This is a genomic window from Peptococcus simiae (assembly GCF_046569735.1).
Taxonomy (GTDB): Bacteria; Bacillota; Peptococcia; order Peptococcales; family Peptococcaceae; genus Peptococcus; species Peptococcus simiae_A.
The window spans coordinates 177,983-197,269 of sequence record NZ_JBKICG010000001.1 but is presented as its reverse complement, the minus strand read 5'-3'; the positions used below and the strand labels follow the sequence as shown (position 1 = coordinate 197,269).

Genomic DNA, 19,287 nt, shown 5'->3' with positions numbered 1-19,287 from the left:
ACTCCTTGTTACCCTTATCATAGCAGGACAGATAAGCTGGAGGGTGACAGGATAAAAAAAGAATCTGTCAGTTTAGACAGATTCAGCTTGATTAGGCAAATAAAGGGAAAAGCAAGCCCCCGGGACGTTCTTGACAGTTATGTAGCCCTTTTGGGCAGCTAATATTTCACGGGCAAGGTAAAGACCCAGGCCAACGCCGGAGACCTGGTGGACATGGGCTGACCGATAAAAGCGGTTAAAAATATAGGCTTCTTCACCAGGGACGATGCCAGGGCCTTCGTCGGCCACATCAATCCGGGTGTAAAAAGAGAGGGGGGCCACACGGACCTGGATATCACTCTCTGCCGGTGCGTATTTGACCGCATTATCCAGAACATTACCCAGGGCCTCGGCAGTCCATTTTAAGTCATAGCAGGCGAAGGCTTCCGGTGCCTCTACTTTAATCCGAATCCCTTTCTCCCTAGCTGCCGGCTGGGCAGCTGATACAGCTTGGCGGACAAGGGGGAACAGGGCGGCCCTTTCCGGTTTGGTAGTCATCAGGCCGGCTTCCAGGCGAGCCCCCTTTAATAAGGCATCTAAAAGAAAGGTCAACTTTTCTGTTTGTACTAGGAGGGCATCCACTTGGGCTGCTTGCTCTTCGGCTAAGGGGGCCTCAGAGAGGAGGTCACTGTAAAGCTGCAAATTGGCCAAGGGGGTCCTGCACTGGTGGGCAATATCGGCAATTAAGGCGGCCGACCGGTTTCTTTCTTCGGCCAGTTGGGCTTTTTGCCATTCCTGCCTTCGCCAAATAGCCATCAGGCGAGATTCTAAGGCAGAGCTAAGGCTTTCATTATAAGTGACGGAAAAGGGCTGGCCCCTGCTGATGGCATCCACTAAACTCGCCAGCCGGTCTTCTCTTTTTCTGCGTTTAAACATGAGAGCTTGCCTTTCCCCAGCGGTAGCCCCGACCATGAACGGTTTGGATGTACCTAGGCTGGTGGGGGGCAGGTTCAATTTTTTGCCGCAAGCGGGCTGCCAACATGGATAAGGCATTGTCGCCGCCACCAGCTTGGTCTGTAGGCCAGAGGGCCTCCATTAAGGTGGGGCGGCTGACCGCTTGGCCACCGGCGGCCAGCAGGTGGCTGAGAAAACGGATTTCCTGGCTACTTAAGGGCAGATCGCTACCGTCTACAGTAAAAACCAGGCGGTTGAAATCCAACTGGAGGTAGGCGTCTCGGTAATGGCGATTAGGCGTTAACTCGCGGAGCTGGGCCCGGACCCGGGCCCGCAATTCAGCCAGGCTAAAGGGCTTGGTCAAATAATCATGGGCGCCGGCTTCCAAGGCACGGACAATATCCCACTCGGCGTCATTAGCTGTTAGGCAGATGATTCGGTCGGCCTCTAATTGCGCTAGGGGGAGGAGGTCAAAGCCGGACCCATCCGGTAACTGGATATCCAATAAGATAAGGCTGGGCTGATGGTCTTTCAAGGCGGTGACCGCCTCGACATAGTTGGCGGCATGGAATACAGTATCTACTTCTGGCGCCAAGGCTGTGGCTAGCCCCTGGGCCAAGTAGGCGTCGTCTTCAATGATGAGCAGGGCAGTCATGGGAGATCATCCTTTACAAAAAATCCCGCCGAGGCGGGATTGGGTTAAAGCGGCATATGGTGCTGGTCTTTCAAATACTGGACCAGGCTTTCGGTTTGGCTGTCGATGGGCCGGCTGGCGTCTAGACGGAGGATGGGGTCGGCCAGTTGGTCGGCCCAGTAGAGGTAGCGGTCCCGGACTTGCTGCAAGACGTCCCACTTTTCATAGTGGTCCCGGCGCTCGCTCCGGCTGCTGATTCGGGCCAGGGCTTCTTCAACAGGGAGGTCAAAGAGAAAGGTCACATCCGGTCGGACCCGGTTGCGGATGGGCCTGTTGATGCTATGGACCCATTGGCCGTCCAGGTCGGGTGCGTTATAGGCCAGGGAGCTGAGCAGGTGGCGGTCGCAGAGGACGGTCCGTCCGGCGGCCAGTTCTTCTTGGACCCTTAAGGCGTGTTCGCTTCGGTCCGCCGCAAAGAGGAGGGCCAGGGTCAGTTCATCCAGCTGGATCTCTTTACTGAGGGCCCGGCGAAGTAACCGGCCGACCGGCCCATCGGTGGGCTCATGGTGGCAGCTATGGGGGATGCCGACGGCAGTGAGCCGGTCGGACAGGCGGGCCAATTGGGTAGACTTGCCACTGCCGTCAATGCCCTCAAAGACGATGAATAGGGGGCGGGCCTCAGTCTTCATTGGCTAAATGGGGGACCAGGTGCATGGCCTCTTTCATCCGGCGGCTGGTTTCATCGCCAATTTGATTAGCCCGGTCATTGCCGGCGGCAATGATGTCGCGGACTTCATCTAAATGGCTTTCGTAATAGGCCCGCTTTTCTCTAAAGGGGGTTAAGAGGGTGTTGAGGTTATTGAAGAGCTCTTTTTTGCAGGCGACACAGCCAATAGTCCCGGCCTTACACCGGTCGCAGATGTCTTCATACTGGTCCTTGGAGAAGACGCTATGGTAGGTGGCCACCACACAAATATCCGGGTGACCCGGGTCGGTTTTATGGATCCGGGAGGGGTCGGTGACGGCAGTCATGACCTTGCTGCGCAGGTCTTCTTCCGAATCGGACAGGTAGATGGCATTGCCCAGGCTCTTGCCCATCTTGGCATTGCCGTCTAAACCGGGCAGACGGGGGAAGTCCCCAACCAGCATTTTCGGTTCCACCAGGAAGGGGTCATCTTGGGCATAGAGGTCATTGAAGCGGCGGACCAGCTTCCGGCAGAGTTCGATGTGGGGGGCCTGGTCTTCGCCAACAGGGACCAGGTGGGCCCCACAGAAGGTGATGTCTGCCGCCTGGCTAACGGGGTAACCGAAAAAGCCATAGGTCATATCTTCATAGCCGTAGTTGGCGGCTTCGGACTTGACAGTCGGGTTTTGCCGCAGGACATTCATGGTCACGAGCATGGAATAAAAAATAGTCATTTCCGCAATGGAGGGAATTTGTGACTGTAGAAAAATGGTGACCTTATTCGGGTCCAGGCCAACGGAGAGGTTGTCCATGGCCACCTGCATGATGCTTTCGGAAATGAGTTCCGGCCGCTTGAAGTGGGTGGTGAGGGCCTGGATATCGGCAATTTCTATAAAACTATCGTATTCATCCTGGAGACGAACACGGTTTTCTAAGCTGCCGACGTAGTGGCCGATGTGGAGGCGGCCGGTGGGACGGTCCCCGGTCAGCAGGCGTTTTTTAAGGCTGGTCATATCTATCTCCTCGCTTAAATATAGTCATAAAAATAGTATAAAGTTGCCTTGTCCCTTTGTCAAATGGCGGCTATTCGAAGATAGACAGACCTTTTCGATTGTGATATAGTACAGTCAAGTATGGCTATTTCCTAGCCTGTAGGTGGCCATGAGAAATGAATAGCGATAAATGGGAGGACCTATGCAACAAACGAAACATCAACAGGTTATTTCACATATTGAATCCTTACCCGTCGGTGAGAAGGTATCTGTCCGGCAGCTGGCCCGGGAATTAGGCGTCAGCGAAGGGACGGTCTACCGGGCCATTAAGGACGCCGAAAACCAGGGCTATGTGACTTCTATCCCTAAGGTCGGGACCCTCCGGATTGAAAAAAACAAGGAACGGACCATCGACACCCTGACCTACTATGAACTGAGCCTTCTTCTGGAAGGGAGGATCCTCCATGGGGAGAAGCACCGGGAAGAGGTGCCCAAGTCTTACCTGGTGGCCCTGTCACCGGAGGATTTAGACAATGACCGGCTCCATCCGCAGACGATGATTATTACAGACCTAAAACAGGACCAGGTGGTCAAGGCGGCCATTGACCGCCACTTTCCTCTGCTTTTGGGTAATGACAGCCGGACCGGCGACCAGGTTTTTCCCAAAGTCCATGAGGACCAGGTCATCGTTTCCTGCCCTTATGATATTTTTGAACTGATTTCCTTAATTAACCAGACGATTTTTGAGCGGGTGAAACGGCGGGACTATGTCATGGTGGCAGATATCATGACCGAGCAGCCGGCCTGCTTACGGGTTGATGACCACATCGAGGACTATTTCCAACTCTGTAAGCAAACCCGCCATACCCACTTCCCTGTGGTTGATGACCAGGGGAAACTGGTGGGGATTGTTACCGCCAGCCTGCTGGCCAACCGGGAACCCTACTCCCGGATTGGGGATGCCATGGACCCCAACCCTCTCTTGGCCAAGCCCGATGACCTGATGAGTTATCTGGCCCGGCTCTTTGTCCTAGAGGGGACAGAGATTGTGCCGGTGGTTTCCCTGGATGACAGCCTGGTTGGTGTCGTGACCCGGCAGGATATTATCGTGGCCCTGCAGAGCACCCAAAAACAGCCCCAATTTGGGGATACCATTGATATCGTCCTCCTGAGCGGCTTTGAACTCAGCCAGCGGACCCCGCAAGTGGAAGTGAGCGGCCTGGTGACGGACTTTATGTTAGATGAATACGGAGAGATGAGCATCGGGAGCCTATCCTCTATCTGTGCCCAGACAGCCACCGTGGGCTGCCGGGTGATGTTCAATGCCGTCTGCCAGCCGGAAGTCCAGAGCATCCAGCTCTATGAGCCCATTGTCGAAGGGATGACCATTAGAAATATTGTTGAACTCTATCCCAAGCGGCAGGGGGAATATATTGGCAACATTCGGGTGGTTTCCGAAAACGATGTCGTCTTGGCCCTATCCATGGTTTCCCTGACCAATAGAGAAAAGTAAATGAAAGGCCCTATGTTTGTTCCTGTAAACATAGGGCCTTTCTTGTAGACAAACGTTGCCAAAGACCCTCAAGCTTGATAAGATAAAATAACAGATAATTAAGATATTATAGGGGGCGCTTAGATATGACGGACTTTGGCCAATGGATTGCCCAGGTATACCCATCGCAGGTGGAGGCCTACCAGGAGGCCCAGGGGCCCCTAGGTCCTTGGGCCGAGACCCATTTGCCGGCTGACTGGCCAGCCAGTTTTAGAACCTTTTACGGGGCGTCCTATGTCAGCCTGGCCGATGGAGAGGTCCTGGCCTTAACGGAGCCCTTTCAAGACCACCTGGCCGGTGGCTACCTCCAGGCCCGGATTGGTGGGGTCCGCTACCTGGTCACCTCCGCCAGGACCCAGCCGGCCGGTCGGGCCGGTGATGACCTGTCCCCGGCCTTGACCGATGAGGCTGCCATCCGCGCTGCCTTGTGGCAGCAGCTGGCCCCAAAAAAATCCAGGCCGACGGCCGGAGAGCAGCCGGTCTGGCTGGACCTGGACCAGCCGGTTCCGGGGGCGAATATTGAAAGCCTCATTAGCCAAGTCCTCACCGCAGCCCTGGCAGCAGAGGCCAGCGACATCCACATTGAACCTGGCGACCGGTTGCAGGTCCGGATCCGCTGTCAGCGGGAGATGCAAACCCTTTGCCAGCTGGACCGGGCCTATGCGGAAAGTATGATCAACCGGCTGAAACTGGCCGGTCAGATGGATATCGGAGAGCATATCCTGCCCTTGGATGGGCACTTCAATATCCGCTACCGTCAACAGCTGATTGATGTCCGGCTGGCCTCTTTGGCCACTAAAAACGGTGAAAAACTGGCGCTCAGACTCCTGCCGGCCATTTGGCAGGGGCGGTCCCTGGTCAGCCTGGGCTACAGGCCGGAAAGGGCGGCTCACTTGCGCCAACTGGTCCAGTCGCCCCATGGCCTGGTGATTTTAAGTGGGCCGACCAATAGCGGCAAAACCACGACCCTGTATACCCTCTTGAATGACTTGAAGGAAGAGGGCCTGGTCTGCTATACCATTGAAGACCCGGTTGAAATCGACCTACCGGGGGTCAACCAGATCCAGGTCAACCTGAGCCGGGACCTGGACTTTCCCCGGGCCCTGCGGGGCATCCTGCGGATGGACCCGGATGTTATTTTAGTGGGGGAACTGCGGGATGCGGAAACAGCCCAGATTGCTGTCCGGGCGGCCCTGACAGGGCATCTGGTACTGACCACCCTCCACGCCTACGACGCCCACGCCGTCTTCCACCGGCTCCTGGACCTGGGCGTCTCCCGGGACCTCATCGCCTCGGTCCTTTTGGCCAGCCAAAACCAAAGGCTCCTGCCCAGGAAAAGGACTGGGTCTCCCTTCCCGGAAGGCCCGACAGGAAGGGGAGGGAAGGGGTTGGCCATCGTTGAGGAATGTTGGGTACCGGATGAGGCAGACCGGGCCGGTATGCGGGCCGGCCTATCTGGGGCGGACCTACGCCGGCAGGCCCTTGAGAAGGGCTTCCGGCCTATGGAAGAGGACATTGCCTTCAAGCTGGGGGCCGATATGCTCGAAGACCCGGCAGGCGGCCAGTCCTCAAGCGGGAGGTAGGTCATGAAAATCTTCAAATATAAGGCCATGCGGCTCGATGGCCAGGTCCAGGAGGGGGAGAAGGCGGCTGCCTCGGTAACGGCCTTGGCAGACCTGCTCCAGGCCGAGGGATACTACCTCTTAAGGGAAGAACCCTTGAGCTTGATTGACCGGGCTAAGCGGCGCCTGGTCATCGATGAGGAAGCCTTGATTTTCTTACTGAGGCAGTTGGCCTTTATGCTGAAAAGCGGTATCCCGATGACCCGGGCCCTGACCTACCTGGAAGAGGATGCCCCGAAACGGTACAGTAAGATAATCTGCCAGGACCTCCTCCGGGGCTTGGGCAAGGGCCTGTCTATTCAAGTGGCCTGGCGAAATTCGGCCCTAAACCTACCGCCGGAAGTGGGTGACTGGCTGGAAATCGGCGACTTAACCGGGGACTTAAGCCATGCCCTGGTCGCTGCAGCCGATGAACTGGCCGAAAGACGGCGGTTCAGGAAAAGCCTCCAGCAGCAACTTTTTTATCCGGCCCTGGTCCTCTTACTCCTGGTCCTGTTCTTTAACTTATTGATTTTCCTTATCCTGCCCACCCTGGCCAGGACCTACGACCAATTGGGGGTGGCCCTGCCCCTGGCCTTGAGACCCTTAGCCAGCCTGAGCCATTTCTTTACCAGCCCGGGGCCGGCCTTGGCCCTGGCCCTCCTCCTGCCCCTGGCACTTCTGGCCGGCGGCCTGTGGCTGTGGCACCAGCCTGAAGCCAGAAAACGGGGGCAGGGGCTCTTGCGACAGGTGCCCGGCCTCAACCGCCTCTTAGCCTGGCGCTTGTACATCTCCTTTGCCGGTGGCCTGGGGCGGCTGCTCCAGGCCGGGGTTGGCCTGGAACGGGGGCTCTACTTTTTGAGTAAGCGGGAGCACTTAAGGGTCCTCGAGGAAGGCATCCGCCAGGTGGTCAAGGACCTCTACAGCGGCCAGCCCCTCAGCAGGGCCGTCGGGCAATTGGATTTTGTCCCGGACCTGGCGGGAACCCTGCTCTATGCCGGAGAACAGGCGGGGAATCTGCCGGATGCCCTCCTGCAAACGGCAGACTACTATAGGGACCGGCTGGACATCGAGCAGCGTTTTCTCATGCGGATTATCGAGCCGGTGGCGGTGGTTTTGTTAGGTGCTATGGTGCTGGCGGTGGCCCTGCTCTTTTTCCTGCCCCTGCTCGGCACCTATGACCGTTTTCTTGGATAGGAGGGCTTATGAAACGTGCATTGACTTTGCCGGAAGTCTTGATTGTCTTAGCCATTATGGGGACCCTGGTCCTCCTCCTGGGCCTGCGCCTGGGCGGCCTGGTCCAAACGGAAAGGGACCAGCGGATTGAGGCAGACCGGGCGCTACTGGTCACAGCAATGGAAGTGGCTGCGGCTGATGGCGTCCTGGCATCCGACCAGGCGGCCTTGGTCCAGGGGGGTTACTTAAAGGCGCCTCTGACAAATCCGCGGACCGGCCAGGCCTATGCCTGCTACTGGGATGGGGACCGGCCAGTTGTTTTAGCGAGGGGGACGGAATGATATGAAAACGCAAAGGGCCCTTACGCTCGTTGAGTGTCTCATGGTCCTCTTGATCATGGCCCTTCTGCTGCTGATGGTTATGCCAGCCATGCAGGTTCCCTTGGCGCAAAAGATGATTGACCAGGAAGGGATGAGGCTCTACCAGGACCTGCGGACAGCCCAGTTCCAGGTGGCCCGGGAGGGCGGGTATGCAGAGGTCCGGACCCAGCCCAACGGTTATACCATTCGCTTTGGGGATAATGACCGGCCGGACCAAGTCGTCCAGCTGAAAAGCCGGGTCTACCAGTCCGGTGCCCTGACCTTTCAGCAGGAGGCCCGGGACAGTTCCCGGTCTTTCCCCTCCACCTTTACCCTCGAGTATAACCGTCAGCAAAGGTACATCATTGTAGACGCAGTTGGGCGGATTTACTACCGGCAAATATACCCCGGGAGGTAGTTCTTATGAGAAAAAAAGCGACCACCCTCCTTGAAGTGATTGTGGCCTTATTTATCCTGGCTGTCCTCCTCCTTGGCCTCTTACCGGCCCTGGGCCAGATGAGCCGCTGGGAGGACCGCCTCAGCCAAGCCGACCAAGTGGACCGCGCCCTGATCAGGCTCCTGGCCCAGGGCGAAGAAGGGGAGGGGAGACTCAGGAGTGGGGAGGCCTATCGCCTGGAAGTGAAAGACTTTGCTGAAGTGCCGGGCATGGAAGTGGTATCAGTGACCCTTGACCGGCCGGGAGACCCCCTGGAACTGGTGACCTTACGGCAGGTGGAATCATGAAACGGCGGGCCGGCTTCAGTCTTATAGAGGCCCTGGTGGCCCTGGTCATCAGTGGGATTATCCTTTTGATGGCCAGCCAGTTTTTAGGGCAATTTAACCGGATGAGCAGCCAGATAGAAGAAGAGGTCCTCCTGCGGGACCAGATGACCTATGCCATGACCCGGCTGGCAGTAGACTGCCGGGAGGCAGACGGGGTCCGGCCGGCCAGGCATAATGGGGCCCTAGATGTCAACCGGATCTACCTGTGCAAGCGGCTGGCCAAGCGAATTTCTGCTAATTTTGGTGAGACCCAGCAGTATTATATTGAATACGGCCTGAATGAAAATACCCGACGCACCGCTGAAGACGGTTTAGCCGGGGCCTATGTCATCTACCGGTCCCAGCACAAGGATACCCTGGGCCGGAGCGACCGCCAGCCCTTGAATGCCGGCATGACCGACCAGGGCTTTCGGGTCCGGTACTTAGATGAAGCCGGTCAGGAGACAGGCCAGGCCAAGCTGGTCACCGCTCTTGAGGTGGAGCTGGTCGGACGGACCCCTTCAGGGAAGGGGATCAGTCAAAAACAAGTATTTCAGTTAGGGAGGTGAGGGTATGCCAAGCCAAGCGTCATGGATATATGAACAAGTAGAGGGCCAGTGGAAAAGAGTCCCTTATCCCTCAGCGGGCCAGGACCCGCCCGGGGACGAGGCGGACCAGGCCAAGCAAGGCCTTGGCCCCCTTAGATTCAAGCCGGATAGGGGGCATATCCTTGTCCTGGTACCGGCTGATTTTTGTAACTGGCAATTGGTGACGGTTCCCAGTGCGGCGAGCCCGGAGAGTTGCCAGGATATACTTATAAACCGGGCCAGTCATCTCAAGGCCGGGACCGGTGGCTGGATTTACTACCGGCAATTGGCAACCGGCAGCCATCTATCCCTATACAGTCTCTGCCATATGCGGAACCCCCTGTCCTTTCAAAACCGGTTGAAGATGCGGGGCTGCCGGCTCCTGCCTGAAGACCTTTACTACAGTGCCGGCTGGCCCGATGGCAGCGGCTATTATGAAGGCGGCGGCCTTGGCCGGTGGTTTGCCCAGGTTGAGGGCTTTGGGGCGATTTTCCTCCCCATGGACCAAAGCGACCGGATTAGCCGTGCCAAGGAAACCCTCCAGGCCTTTGCTTTATTGGCGGACGATGGCCTGCGGGCGACCAAGGGGGGAGGGGCCCAGGGGGAAGAGGCTTTGCCCGGCAGCGCTCTACCCTTGACTCCGATGACCCAAAGGCGGTTATGGATCGGGCTGGCGGCCCTTATCCTAGTCGGCAGCCTCAGCCTGGGCCTCCTGCGCTGGCAAGCCAACCACCTGGCTGACCAGCTTGCCCAGCCGCCTATCCATGAGGCCAGCCAAGGGGCCTCGATGGAGGCCCTGGCCCCCTTTGCTGGTGGGCTCAAAGAAATTTATGCGGCAGCCCTGCCGGATATAGTGGTCAACCAGTGGCAGGGGGAAGGTCAGCAGTTGACCCTCACAGGTGAGGGCCCCTCTCAAGACCGGTTGAAGACCTTTTGTGCTAAGGTCGAGAGCCTGGGTAAGGTCGACCAGGTCCGCCTCTTAGCGGCCGGCGAAAAAGACGGTCGCTGGCACTTTCAATTAATAATTACATTCGCCCCATAGGAGGTGGCCCATGCCTGTTCGTAAACCCCTAATAATCGCCCTGATCCTCGTTCTGGGCCTCTTTTTTGCGGTTCAAATAGGGACCCAGGTGAGCCAGATCCAGGCCTATAAAGAACAAATCAGTCGCCAGGAAACGGTAGCGACCGGGGCCAACCGGCCGACCGGGCGCTGGCAGGCTTCGGACCTCCTGGATATGATCCACAAGGCCCAGAAAAAATTTGCCATCGAGGCCCCGGACCTGACCTTTAACCCCCAGACCGGGCATACCAGCCTTAGCCTCAAGGGTAAGACCGACCAGCTCCTGGATTTTTACCAATTCTTCGAAAAAAAGGCCCAGGTTTCTACCATCACGGACATGGAAATAAAGGAGGGGGAAGATGGGTCGACCCTGTCGGTTTCCTTTATCTGGTAGGCAGCGGGCCGGGGCCCTCATCCTGGTTCTCTTTGTCTTTGCGGTGGTGATGGTGATTCTGATGACTGGCCTGGCTTTGATCCGTTTTCAAGTGGCCAGTGGAGAAGCGGCCCGTGAGGACCTGGCTGTGACTAGCCTCCTGGATGGGGCCATTCGCGCAACCCGCCAGGCCCTGCCCGCAGACTTACCGGCGCCGGGGGCAAGCCTTACCTTATTTGATACCGACCTCTCGGCCAACCACCACATAGCGGCCTATTTAAAGCGGGAGGACGCCTACCGGGTGACCGTCCAGGCCCAAGCCCGGCAGGGGACTTTGCCGGTCCGGACCCAGACCAGAAAATATTACGCTGTCCGCAGCCCTCATGCCCTGGACGGTAAAGATATTATGGTTTATGATTTGAATGGTAAGACAGACGGCTTTAGGGTCTGGCTGAGCCGGTATGGCCTGGGCCCCTTGGTGCTCACCCCTCCAGAAAAGGGGCCCAAGGATGACCTCAACCAGCTGGGTCAGTTCAGTGAACCGGCCGGCCTTCATATGACCGGTGACTTGATGGTCCAGGCCTCCCTGCGGGTCAATGGCGACCTGATCGTTAATGGGGACCTCCAGCTCGCAGCCCCGGTTGAGGCCAAAAACATCTACCTGGATGGCCGGGTAACGATAACCGGCGCCGGCCGGCTCAAGGCCGACCGGTTACAGGTCAGAGAAGAGGAAGGGGCCCGGCTGGAGAATGACGAAGCCTTAGGAACAGTGATCGAGGCCAGGATTGTGTCCCATGACCAGGCACCCACTTACCATTACTATGACTTGGGCCTAGCGCCAAAGGAGGTTAAATGGACTATCAACAACGGCGGGCAAGGCTCGTCAAAAAAATGACCGGCCAGGGCCAAGGGGCCCTTATTATAAGCAGTTATGAGAACCGGCGGTATTATAGCGGCTTTAGCGGTAGCTTTGGCTTTTTAGTGATTACGGCTGATCAGACCATCCTATTGACAGATGGCCGCTACCGGGACCAGGCCAAGGAAGAAGCGCCTGATATCGACCTGGCCATTGTCGGCGGGATGACTGCTGCGAGCAAATTAGCCGATGTGTTAGAGGCTGTCGGTCAGGAGCCCATCGGCTTTGACGGCCGCCTGGCCTCCTACCCGACCTACCAGATGCTGGCAGGCCTCTTCGGGAGCGACCGCCTTGTGGACCTTTCCCCCCTAATAGATGGCCAAAGGGCGGTGAAGGATGCCGATGAAATTGCCCTCATTGGCCAAGCGGAAGCCATTGGGGATGCGGCCTTTCAGCTGGCTTGTGAGAAAATAACCGCCGGCATGACAGAAGTGGACGTGGCCCTGATTTTAGAAACGGAAATGCGCCGTCGGGGTGCCCAGGGCACCAGCTTTGATACCATCGTGGCCAGCGGCGCCCGAGCCGCCCTCCCCCATGGCCTGGCCAGCCTCAAAGCCCTGGAAAGGGGGGACCTGGTGGTCATGGACTTTGGCTGCCGCTACCAGGGCTATTGTTCAGATATGACCAGGACCGTGGCCATTGGTGAGCCCGGCGACCAGTTAAAAGACCTCTACCAGCTGGTCCTCAAGGCCCAGCAAGCCTGCCTCAGCCAGGCCCGGGCCGGGGTCATCGGTGCCGATATTCACCAAGTGGCTGTCGATATCTTTAAAGAGGCCGGCATGAACCAATACTTCGGCCATGGTCTGGGCCACTCCCTCGGCCTTGAAATTCATGAGAAACCGGTTTTTTCACCCAGTGAGAAAAAGCCCCTGGCTGAAAACGTAGCCATTACCGTAGAACCCGGCCTTTACCTGCCCGGCCAAGGCGGGGTGCGGATTGAAGATGTCATCGTCTTAACCAAGGATGGCCACCAGAACTTAACCGGGTCACCGAAAGACCTTTTAATCCTGTAATAAAAAGGTGGTAATGTCCGTTCCGGCACGGTATAATATAGCTGATTGACCAAGACTGTGAGGAGGAATTAAACGAATGATCTCATCTAACGACTTTAGACCTGGCGTTACAATTGAATTAAATGGTGATCCCTGTCAGGTTATCGAATTTCAACACGTGAAACCCGGTAAAGGGGCAGCCTTTGTACGTACTAAAATTAAAAACCTGAAAACCGGTTCCACCACTGAAATGACTTTCCGTGGCGGCGAAAAAGTACCCAAGGCCACCCTGGAACGTCATCAAATGCAGTACCTCTATTTTGACGGTGACAGCTATGTCTTCATGGATAATGAGACATTCGACCAAATCAGCCTCTCAGAAAGCGCTCTGGATGGTGGCGAAAAATATTTGAAAGAAAATATGGATTGCCAGGTGACCTCTTATGAAGGTGAGATCCTCGGTGTAGAATTACCGACGACCGTTGAATTAGAGGTAACTGAAACGGAGCCAGGTATTAAAGGCGATACCGCTTCCGGTGGTACGAAACCGGCCACCCTCGAAACTGGCGTGACTGTACAGGTGCCCTTCTTTGTCAATACTGGTGATGTCCTACGCATTGATACCCGGTCCGGCGACTATATCGAACGCGCCTAAGGGGCGCCTTGAAAGGAGATTGACATGGCTATTTCAGAACGCGTCGCATATTTAAAAGGTTTGGCTGATGGTTTAGGTCTTCAGGAAAAAGATAAAACAGGTAAATTTTATACTGAGCTTATCAGTCTGATTGAAGAAATGGCACTGGTTGTCGATTATCTTCAAGACGAAACCGATGAAATGGAAGAATACCTGGATGCACTGGATGAAGACCTTTCTGATGTTGAAGAAGCTGTCTTCGACTTTGATGACGAATATGATGACGATGATTTTGAAGACTATGATTTCAATACCCTAGGCAATTACATGGAATCGGAATGCCCTGGTTGCGGTGAAACCATTGCCTACTTCGATGATACCGAAGATGATCAGGCTGTGGATATCGTTTGCCCAAATTGCGGTGAAGTGGTGACAACCATTGGCGAAGACAATGAAGAAGATGTTATTGATATCGATCAGGATGAAGAGGGGAATAATTAAATAAAGGAGACTGGGCCTGATTAAAGGACTCAGTCTTTTTGTATAAGATTGAACTAAAAGGTACAAGTTGTTTTAAAAAAGAGGGTTGTAGTAGAAAATTGCAAGAAGAACAGAATTAAAAGAAAAAGATGAAGATTCTATAAAAAACCAGCCGTAATATTATGACAAATATAAGTAAGTATGATATAATGCCCTTAAAGCCAGTGTTAAGCATCAAAAATATCTCTTAAAAGCCTAAGGCTTTTAATTTATCGGGTATTTTTGTTGTTCTTAAAAGATCAGAAAAAAGATACCCTCTGGTCTTAATTTTTTTTTGGCAATAAGTTTTGGTAGTAAGTGAATTTTTGCACAAAAATTATTTGTAGGTATGTGTTAAAACTGACGATTAAAGGAGGTATTTGCATGGACTTTCAATTAGATGAAAAGCGGGCCATGGCTCAGCAACTCTTTAAGGAATTTGCAGAAAAAGAGGTCAAGCCTCACGCTCAGGAAGTTGATGAAAGTCACGAGTTCCCTCGGGAAACAGTGGAAAAATTGCAAAAGTACGGATTTATGGGGATCTCTATTCCTGAGGAATACGGCGGTCAAGGTTGTGATACCCTAACCTATGTCCTGGCTGTTGAAGAATTATCCAAGGTTTGCGGGACCACCGGGGTTATCGTATCCGCCCATACGTCTTTATGCGCAGACTGCTTATTAAAAAATGGTACAGAAGAACAAAAACAAAAATACCTAGTGCCCCTGGCCAACGGGTCAAAATTAGGGGCCTTTGCCTTAACCGAACCGGGCGCCGGCACCGACGCCGCCGGCCAACAAACCAAGGCTGTTTTAGATGGCGACGAGTATGTCCTCAACGGGTCCAAAATCTTTATCACCAATGGTAAAGAGGCAGATACCTATATTGTTTTTGCTATGACTGATAAAAGCCTGGGGACGAAAGGGATTACAGCCTTTATCGTTGAAAAAGGCACTCCGGGCTTCAGCTTTGGGACCAAAGAACGTAAAATGGGGATCTGTGGGTCTTCCACCTATGAACTCATCTTTGAAGATTGCCGGATTCCTAGAGAAAACCTGCTGGGTCGGGAAGGCCGCGGCTTTGGTGTGGCTATGACCACCCTAGACGGTGGCCGGATCGGGATTGCAGCCCAAGCCCTGGGCCTGGCTGAGGGTGCCTTAGAAGTCACCCTACAGTATGTCAAAGAACGGAAGCAGTTCGGTAGAGCCATTGGTAAGTTCCAATATATCCAATTTGAACTAGCAAAAATGGCTACCCGGATTGAAGAAGCCAGACACCTGGTTTACAAGGCAGCCCTGGCCAAGGACGATCCGAAAGTTAAGCGCTTCTCCTATGAAGCGGCTATGGCTAAATTATCCGCCTCTGAATGTGCCCGCTTTGTTACTGAACGTGCGGTACAATTGCACGGCGGTTATGGCTATATCGCTGAATACGATGTTGAGCGTATGATGCGGGATGCAAAAATTACAGAAATCTATGAAGGTACTTCTGAAGTGATGCGGATGGTCATTTCAGGGAACCTGATGGCATAAGGGGGGACTTTCAATGAAAATAGTGGTTTGTGTTAAACAAGTACCGGACACCACAGAAGTTAAATTGGATCCGGTTAAAGGGACCTTAATTCGTGAAGGGGTACCCTCAATCATGAATCCGGATGACAAGTCCGGCTTAGAAGCGGCGCTTCGTATTAAAGATGAAACCGGGGCCCATGTAACCGTTCTAACCATGGGGCCGCCTCAGGCAACGGCTGTCCTGCGTGAAGCCATGGCTATGGGCGCAGATGATGGTGTCCTCCTAACAGACCGGGCCTTCGGTGGGGCTGATACCTGGGCCACCAGTTATACGATTTCTCTGGCCCTGAAGAAAATGGACTTTGACCTCATCATCACTGGCCGCCAGGCCATTGACGGGGATACCGCACAGGTTGGCCCGCAAATCGGTGAACACCTGGACATCCCCAATATCAGTTACGCTGAAGACCTTAAGGTTGAAGGCGACCATGTCATCGTCAAACGCCAGTTTGAAGATCGCTACCATATCGTTAAAGCAAAAATGCCCTGCCTGGTTACAGCCCTGGCAGAATTAAATGAACCGCGGTATATGACCCCGGGTGGCATTTTCAAAGCCTTCGACAAGCCAATTACTGAACTGCACTTTGACAACCTCGATGCAAAAGCCGAAGATCTTGGCTTAAAAGGCTCGCCCACGAAAGTCGTTAAATCTTTCCCGAAAGCGGTCAAAGCAGCCGGCACCAAGATTGAAGCCAGTCCGGAAGAATCGGTTGAATACATTGTGGATAAGCTCAAAGAGCGCTTCATGCTATAAGAAAGGGTGAGAACGATATGCCAGATCAAAACGTTTATGAAGGCGTACTTATATTCGCAGAACAATTAGATGGGAAAGTATCTAATGTAGCCTATGAATTAATTGGTAAAGGCCGGGAGTTAGCCGCAGATTTAGACACCAAGGTCACAGCCATTGTCCTGGGGCACAACATTGGTCATTTAGCCGATGACTTGGCAGCCCGCGGGGCCCAAAAAGTCATTGTTGTTGATGACCCCTGTCTGGAACACTATACCACTGAGCCCTACACTTCTGTTGTGTACCATGCAATTGAGACCTTCCATCCGGCCATTGTCCTTTATGGGGCAACAGCTATTGGCCGTGACTTGGCCCCCCGTGTATCCGGTCGTGTCCATACCGGCTTGACTGCAGACTGCACCAAACTGGAAATTGATCCGGATACCAAAGACTTGATGATGACCCGGCCGGCCTTTGGCGGGAACCTGATGGCAACCATCTTATGCCCGAACTTCCGCCCGCAAATGTCCACCGTCCGTCCGGGGGTTATGGTGAAACGCCCGGTCGACCATGACGCTAAGGCAGAAGTCCTCAACTGGAAACCGGACTTAACCCCCAATAATAAGTTTGTTGAAGTCCAGGATGTTATCCGCAAGGTCAGCGAAAAAATGGACATCCAGGAAGCCAAAGTCCTGGTTTCCGGTGGCCGTGGGATTGGTAACGCTGAAGACTTCAGCATTCTAGAAAAATTAGCAGATAGCCTAGGGGGCGTTGTTGCCGGCTCTCGTGCAGCCGTTGATTCAGGCTGGCTGGAAAAAGACCAGCAGGTTGGCCAAACCGGTAAAACCGTCCGTCCGGACCTCTATTTTGCCATCGGTATTTCTGGTGCCATCCAGCACTTGGCTGGGATGGAAGAATCCGGCTATATCATTGCCATTAATAAGGATGCCTCTGCACCTATTTTTGACATTGCAGACGTTGGCCTTGTCGGTGACTGGCACGCCATTGTTCCTGCTTTAACGGAAGCCATCGCTGCTGAACAGGCGGCTAAAGAAGAAAACTAACTTCATTTAGATTACTCCATTAGGTTACTCCATTTTTTTCATTTCACTCCAATACAAAAGGGGCTGTTGCAAAATAGCCCCTCCAACAAACAAAGTCCCAGCTCAAAACAGTGAGGAGGGACTTTGTTTATGGATATATCCATGTAAGCTTATAATATATAGCTAAGGAGAATTTTATAAATCAATTAGGGCTAAGTTTGTCTATAAGCAAGGAGCTGTGCCGAATGATTTTACTCATTCTGACACAGCCCCTTTTGTATTGTCTCGAAGTCGGACTGGCTTGTATCTATGCCCCTGGTTTTTTATAAAAAATTTATGATTTTTCAGCTTTTTAATGAATATTTTGCAATGAAATAATACTAGTAAGGGTATGATTACTTTAGAGACATGTTTATTGCTGAAATATGAAAGGAGACCTTATGAGATATAAAGTTAGCCCGGAAAATGAAAAATTACGTCAAGAGATCCGGGCCTTTGCTGAATCAGAAATTGCCCCCCTTTCCTTCCAATTGGATGAAAGAGGCATTTTCCCGGAAGAAATTGTTAAAAAGATGGGTGAAAAGGGCTGGATGGGCCTGCCCTTTGAGAAAAAATACGGCGGCCAGGAAATGGGCAACGAAGCCTATGCCATCGCTGTCGAAGAATTTTCCCGGATTGATGCCAGTGTGGGGGTTATCTTATCTGCCCACAACTCTCTAGGGACCTGGCCGATTGCTGCTTTCGGGACTGAAGAACAAAAACAAAAATACCTGGTACCCTGTGCTAAAGGTGAAAAACTGGCTGCCTTTGGTTTAACTGAAGAAAATGCCGGGTCTGACGCTGGTGGCACGGAAACCACTGCGGTCTTAGACGGGGACGATTACATCTTAAACGGGACTAAAATCTTCATCACCAACGCCCCGGAAGCCGATGTCTATGTGGTCTTTGCGGCGACCGATAAAGAAAAGGGTACCCACGGTGGGATTACCGCCTTTATTGTTGAAAAAGGGACGGAAGGCTTTAGCTTCGGGACCCGCTACAATAAGATGGGAATTCGGGCTTCAGCGACCGCTGAATTGGTCTTTAAAAACTGCCGGGTGCCGAAGGAGAACCTCTTAGGGGAAGTCGGCCAAGGCTTTAAAATCGCGATGATGACCTTAGATGGCGGCCGGATTGGGATCGCAGCCCAAGCCCTGGGGATTGCCCAAGGGGCCTATGAACAAGCCCTGGAGCGGGCCCAAGACCGGGTTCAGTTTGGTAAACCGATTGCAGCCCAGCAAGGGGTCAGTTTTAAACTCGCTGATATGGCGACCAAGATCCGGGCCGCCCGTTTCCTGGTCTACTCTGCAGCGGAAATGAAGGATGCCCACGAAAACTACGGGATGCAGAGTGCCATGGCCAAGCTCTATGCCTCCGACATTGCCCTGGAAGTGGTTGATGAAGCGGTCCAGATTTTTGGTGGGGCCGGCTTTATCAAGGGCTTGCCGGTGGAACGCTTTTACCGGGATGCTAAAATTACAGCTATCTATGAAGGGACCAATGAAATCCAACGGGTGGTTATCGCCAGCCACCTGATGCCGCGGAAGAAGAAAGATAAGCCGGCTAAGAAGGATAACAAGGCCCCGGCGCCACAGAATGAACGGAAGATGCAGATCTTTGATGAAGGATCCAGCCAGGACCGGGTCGATGCCCTGGTCAAAGCTTTGAAAGAAGAGGGCTTTGACAAGCAAAAGGTTGACGATATCTTTGGCCCTATCGGCCAGGCTGACCGGCTGGTGGCCTTCGGCATGGGCTTAAAGCATGCCAAGGACCGGGAAATCATGGAAAAACTGGCCCAGGCCTTTGGGGCGGTCCTGTCCTGTTCACGTCCCATCTCTGAAGAAAGAGAATGGATGGACCTTACCCGGTATGTAGGCCTGTCCGGGCAAAAATTTGCCGGTCAATTCTACCTAGGTGCCGGCATTAGCGGGCAAAAGCAACATATGTACGGAATTAAAGATACAAGGGTAATCGTGGCCATCAATGATGACCCGCATGCTCCCATCTTTGCCCAATGTGATTATGGGATTGTTGGTGACATGTATGAGATTATCCCCCTCCTTACTGAGGCCCTAGAAGCCTTATAAGATCAACTGGCCGGAGCTGCCCCCTGGGCGGCTCTTTTTTTGTT

21 protein-coding genes are annotated in these 19,287 nt (G+C 53.9%); 17 read left to right on the top strand and 4 right to left on the bottom strand.

Annotation, left to right across the window (positions count from 1 at the left end; translation table 11 throughout):
• Positions 1-72: 72 nt before the first annotated feature.
• The 4 genes from ACLGL1_RS00985 to trpS are packed head-to-tail and all read right to left on the bottom strand — an operon-like array spanning position 73 to position 3,265.
• The gene (locus ACLGL1_RS00985; protein WP_411006933.1) at positions 73-915 is read right to left on the bottom strand and encodes a sensor histidine kinase; all 843 of its coding nucleotides are present in this window, start codon (positions 913-915) and stop codon (positions 73-75) included.
• Positions 908-1,588, bottom strand: a complete 681-nt coding sequence (locus tag ACLGL1_RS00980) for a response regulator transcription factor (RefSeq protein WP_411006932.1) — start codon at positions 1,586-1,588, stop codon at positions 908-910. The genes ACLGL1_RS00985 and ACLGL1_RS00980 overlap by 8 nt, the downstream gene beginning before the upstream one ends.
• A gap of 44 nt (positions 1,589-1,632) precedes the next feature.
• Positions 1,633-2,256 carry a dTMP kinase gene (tmk, locus tag ACLGL1_RS00975; RefSeq protein ID WP_411006931.1) on the bottom strand — a complete coding sequence of 208 codons (624 nt, stop codon included), beginning with the start codon at positions 2,254-2,256 and terminating at the stop codon, positions 1,633-1,635.
• The gene (trpS, locus tag ACLGL1_RS00970; protein WP_411006930.1) at positions 2,246-3,265 is read right to left on the bottom strand and encodes a tryptophan--tRNA ligase; all 1,020 of its coding nucleotides are present in this window, start codon (positions 3,263-3,265) and stop codon (positions 2,246-2,248) included. Before trpS ends, tmk begins: the two co-directional genes overlap by 11 nt.
• A gap of 181 nt (positions 3,266-3,446) precedes the next feature.
• On the opposite strand from trpS, the gene ACLGL1_RS00965 reads away from it, so the two are divergent.
• The 17 genes from ACLGL1_RS00965 (at position 3,447) to ACLGL1_RS00885 (ending at position 19,243) form a co-directional block, all read left to right on the top strand.
• On the top strand, positions 3,447-4,757 hold the full coding sequence (locus tag ACLGL1_RS00965) for a CBS domain-containing protein (RefSeq protein ID WP_411006929.1): 1,311 nt from the start codon (positions 3,447-3,449) through the stop codon (positions 4,755-4,757).
• Positions 4,758-4,882: 125 nt separating this feature from the next.
• Entirely contained in the window at positions 4,883-6,379 is a 1,497-nt protein-coding gene (locus ACLGL1_RS00960; protein WP_411006928.1) for a GspE/PulE family protein, read from the top strand.
• Between the two features lie 3 nt (positions 6,380-6,382).
• Positions 6,383-7,594: a type II secretion system F family protein gene (locus tag ACLGL1_RS00955; RefSeq protein WP_411006927.1), complete on the top strand. Its 1,212-nt coding sequence runs from the start codon at positions 6,383-6,385 to the stop codon at positions 7,592-7,594.
• Between the two features lie 8 nt (positions 7,595-7,602).
• Entirely contained in the window at positions 7,603-7,914 is a 312-nt protein-coding gene (locus tag ACLGL1_RS00950; protein WP_411006926.1) for a prepilin-type N-terminal cleavage/methylation domain-containing protein, read from the top strand.
• A gap of 1 nt (position 7,915) precedes the next feature.
• Positions 7,916-8,350 carry a prepilin-type N-terminal cleavage/methylation domain-containing protein gene (locus ACLGL1_RS00945; RefSeq protein WP_411006925.1) on the top strand — a complete coding sequence of 145 codons (435 nt, stop codon included), beginning with the start codon at positions 7,916-7,918 and terminating at the stop codon, positions 8,348-8,350.
• A 5-nt stretch (positions 8,351-8,355) separates the two neighbouring features.
• Entirely contained in the window at positions 8,356-8,676 is a 321-nt protein-coding gene (locus ACLGL1_RS00940; protein ID WP_411006924.1) for a prepilin-type N-terminal cleavage/methylation domain-containing protein, read from the top strand.
• Positions 8,673-9,263, top strand: coding sequence for a PilW family protein (locus tag ACLGL1_RS00935; protein ID WP_411006923.1), 591 nt, complete (start codon positions 8,673-8,675; stop codon positions 9,261-9,263). The genes ACLGL1_RS00940 and ACLGL1_RS00935 overlap by 4 nt, the downstream gene beginning before the upstream one ends.
• 4 nt (positions 9,264-9,267) lie before the next feature.
• Positions 9,268-10,323 carry a hypothetical protein gene (locus ACLGL1_RS00930; protein ID WP_411006922.1) on the top strand — a complete coding sequence of 352 codons (1,056 nt, stop codon included), beginning with the start codon at positions 9,268-9,270 and terminating at the stop codon, positions 10,321-10,323.
• Between the two features lie 10 nt (positions 10,324-10,333).
• On the top strand, positions 10,334-10,735 hold the full coding sequence (locus ACLGL1_RS00925; RefSeq protein ID WP_411006921.1) for a hypothetical protein: 402 nt from the start codon (positions 10,334-10,336) through the stop codon (positions 10,733-10,735).
• A complete protein-coding gene (locus ACLGL1_RS00920) occupies positions 10,701-11,609 on the top strand; it encodes a hypothetical protein (protein WP_411006920.1) in 909 nt (302 codons plus the stop codon). The genes ACLGL1_RS00925 and ACLGL1_RS00920 overlap by 35 nt, the downstream gene beginning before the upstream one ends.
• Positions 11,567-12,643: a M24 family metallopeptidase gene (locus ACLGL1_RS00915; RefSeq protein WP_411006919.1), complete on the top strand. Its 1,077-nt coding sequence runs from the start codon at positions 11,567-11,569 to the stop codon at positions 12,641-12,643. The genes ACLGL1_RS00920 and ACLGL1_RS00915 overlap by 43 nt, the downstream gene beginning before the upstream one ends.
• A 76-nt stretch (positions 12,644-12,719) precedes the next feature.
• Positions 12,720-13,277, top strand: a complete 558-nt coding sequence (efp, locus tag ACLGL1_RS00910; RefSeq protein WP_411006918.1) for an elongation factor P — start codon at positions 12,720-12,722, stop codon at positions 13,275-13,277.
• A gap of 24 nt (positions 13,278-13,301) precedes the next feature.
• Positions 13,302-13,757 (top strand): CD1247 N-terminal domain-containing protein, encoded by a 456-nt coding sequence (locus ACLGL1_RS00905; protein WP_411006917.1) that lies wholly within the window; start codon positions 13,302-13,304, stop codon positions 13,755-13,757.
• Between the two features lie 402 nt (positions 13,758-14,159).
• The gene (locus ACLGL1_RS00900; RefSeq protein ID WP_411006916.1) at positions 14,160-15,305 is read left to right on the top strand and encodes an acyl-CoA dehydrogenase; all 1,146 of its coding nucleotides are present in this window, start codon (positions 14,160-14,162) and stop codon (positions 15,303-15,305) included.
• Positions 15,306-15,318: 13 nt separating this feature from the next.
• The gene (locus ACLGL1_RS00895) at positions 15,319-16,098 is read left to right on the top strand and encodes an electron transfer flavoprotein subunit beta (RefSeq protein ID WP_411006915.1); all 780 of its coding nucleotides are present in this window, start codon (positions 15,319-15,321) and stop codon (positions 16,096-16,098) included.
• Between the two features lie 17 nt (positions 16,099-16,115).
• Complete coding sequence (locus ACLGL1_RS00890; protein WP_411006914.1) at positions 16,116-17,138, top strand: electron transfer flavoprotein subunit alpha/FixB family protein; 1,023 nt, start codon at positions 16,116-16,118, stop codon at positions 17,136-17,138.
• Between the two features lie 419 nt (positions 17,139-17,557).
• A complete protein-coding gene (locus ACLGL1_RS00885; protein WP_411006913.1) occupies positions 17,558-19,243 on the top strand; it encodes an acyl-CoA dehydrogenase family protein in 1,686 nt (561 codons plus the stop codon).
• The last annotated feature ends 44 nt before the right edge of the window (positions 19,244-19,287 follow it).

Coding starts and splice junctions, on each gene's coding strand:
- ACLGL1_RS00985 (WP_411006933.1), bottom strand. CDS start 915: ATGTTTAAACGCAGAAAAAGAGAAGACCGGCTGGCGAGTTTAGTGGAT.
- ACLGL1_RS00980 (WP_411006932.1), bottom strand. CDS start 1,588: ATGACTGCCCTGCTCATCATTGAAGACGACGCCTACTTGGCCCAGGGG.
- tmk (WP_411006931.1), bottom strand. CDS start 2,256: ATGAAGACTGAGGCCCGCCCCCTATTCATCGTCTTTGAGGGCATTGAC.
- trpS (WP_411006930.1), bottom strand. CDS start 3,265: ATGACCAGCCTTAAAAAACGCCTGCTGACCGGGGACCGTCCCACCGGC.
- ACLGL1_RS00965 (WP_411006929.1), top strand. CDS start 3,447: ATGCAACAAACGAAACATCAACAGGTTATTTCACATATTGAATCCTTA.
- ACLGL1_RS00960 (WP_411006928.1), top strand. CDS start 4,883: ATGACGGACTTTGGCCAATGGATTGCCCAGGTATACCCATCGCAGGTG.
- ACLGL1_RS00955 (WP_411006927.1), top strand. CDS start 6,383: ATGAAAATCTTCAAATATAAGGCCATGCGGCTCGATGGCCAGGTCCAG.
- ACLGL1_RS00950 (WP_411006926.1), top strand. CDS start 7,603: ATGAAACGTGCATTGACTTTGCCGGAAGTCTTGATTGTCTTAGCCATT.
- ACLGL1_RS00945 (WP_411006925.1), top strand. CDS start 7,916: ATGAAAACGCAAAGGGCCCTTACGCTCGTTGAGTGTCTCATGGTCCTC.
- ACLGL1_RS00940 (WP_411006924.1), top strand. CDS start 8,356: ATGAGAAAAAAAGCGACCACCCTCCTTGAAGTGATTGTGGCCTTATTT.
- ACLGL1_RS00935 (WP_411006923.1), top strand. CDS start 8,673: ATGAAACGGCGGGCCGGCTTCAGTCTTATAGAGGCCCTGGTGGCCCTG.
- ACLGL1_RS00930 (WP_411006922.1), top strand. CDS start 9,268: ATGCCAAGCCAAGCGTCATGGATATATGAACAAGTAGAGGGCCAGTGG.
- ACLGL1_RS00925 (WP_411006921.1), top strand. CDS start 10,334: ATGCCTGTTCGTAAACCCCTAATAATCGCCCTGATCCTCGTTCTGGGC.
- ACLGL1_RS00920 (WP_411006920.1), top strand. CDS start 10,701: ATGGGTCGACCCTGTCGGTTTCCTTTATCTGGTAGGCAGCGGGCCGGG.
- ACLGL1_RS00915 (WP_411006919.1), top strand. CDS start 11,567: ATGGACTATCAACAACGGCGGGCAAGGCTCGTCAAAAAAATGACCGGC.
- efp (WP_411006918.1), top strand. CDS start 12,720: ATGATCTCATCTAACGACTTTAGACCTGGCGTTACAATTGAATTAAAT.
- ACLGL1_RS00905 (WP_411006917.1), top strand. CDS start 13,302: ATGGCTATTTCAGAACGCGTCGCATATTTAAAAGGTTTGGCTGATGGT.
- ACLGL1_RS00900 (WP_411006916.1), top strand. CDS start 14,160: ATGGACTTTCAATTAGATGAAAAGCGGGCCATGGCTCAGCAACTCTTT.
- ACLGL1_RS00895 (WP_411006915.1), top strand. CDS start 15,319: ATGAAAATAGTGGTTTGTGTTAAACAAGTACCGGACACCACAGAAGTT.
- ACLGL1_RS00890 (WP_411006914.1), top strand. CDS start 16,116: ATGCCAGATCAAAACGTTTATGAAGGCGTACTTATATTCGCAGAACAA.
- ACLGL1_RS00885 (WP_411006913.1), top strand. CDS start 17,558: ATGAGATATAAAGTTAGCCCGGAAAATGAAAAATTACGTCAAGAGATC.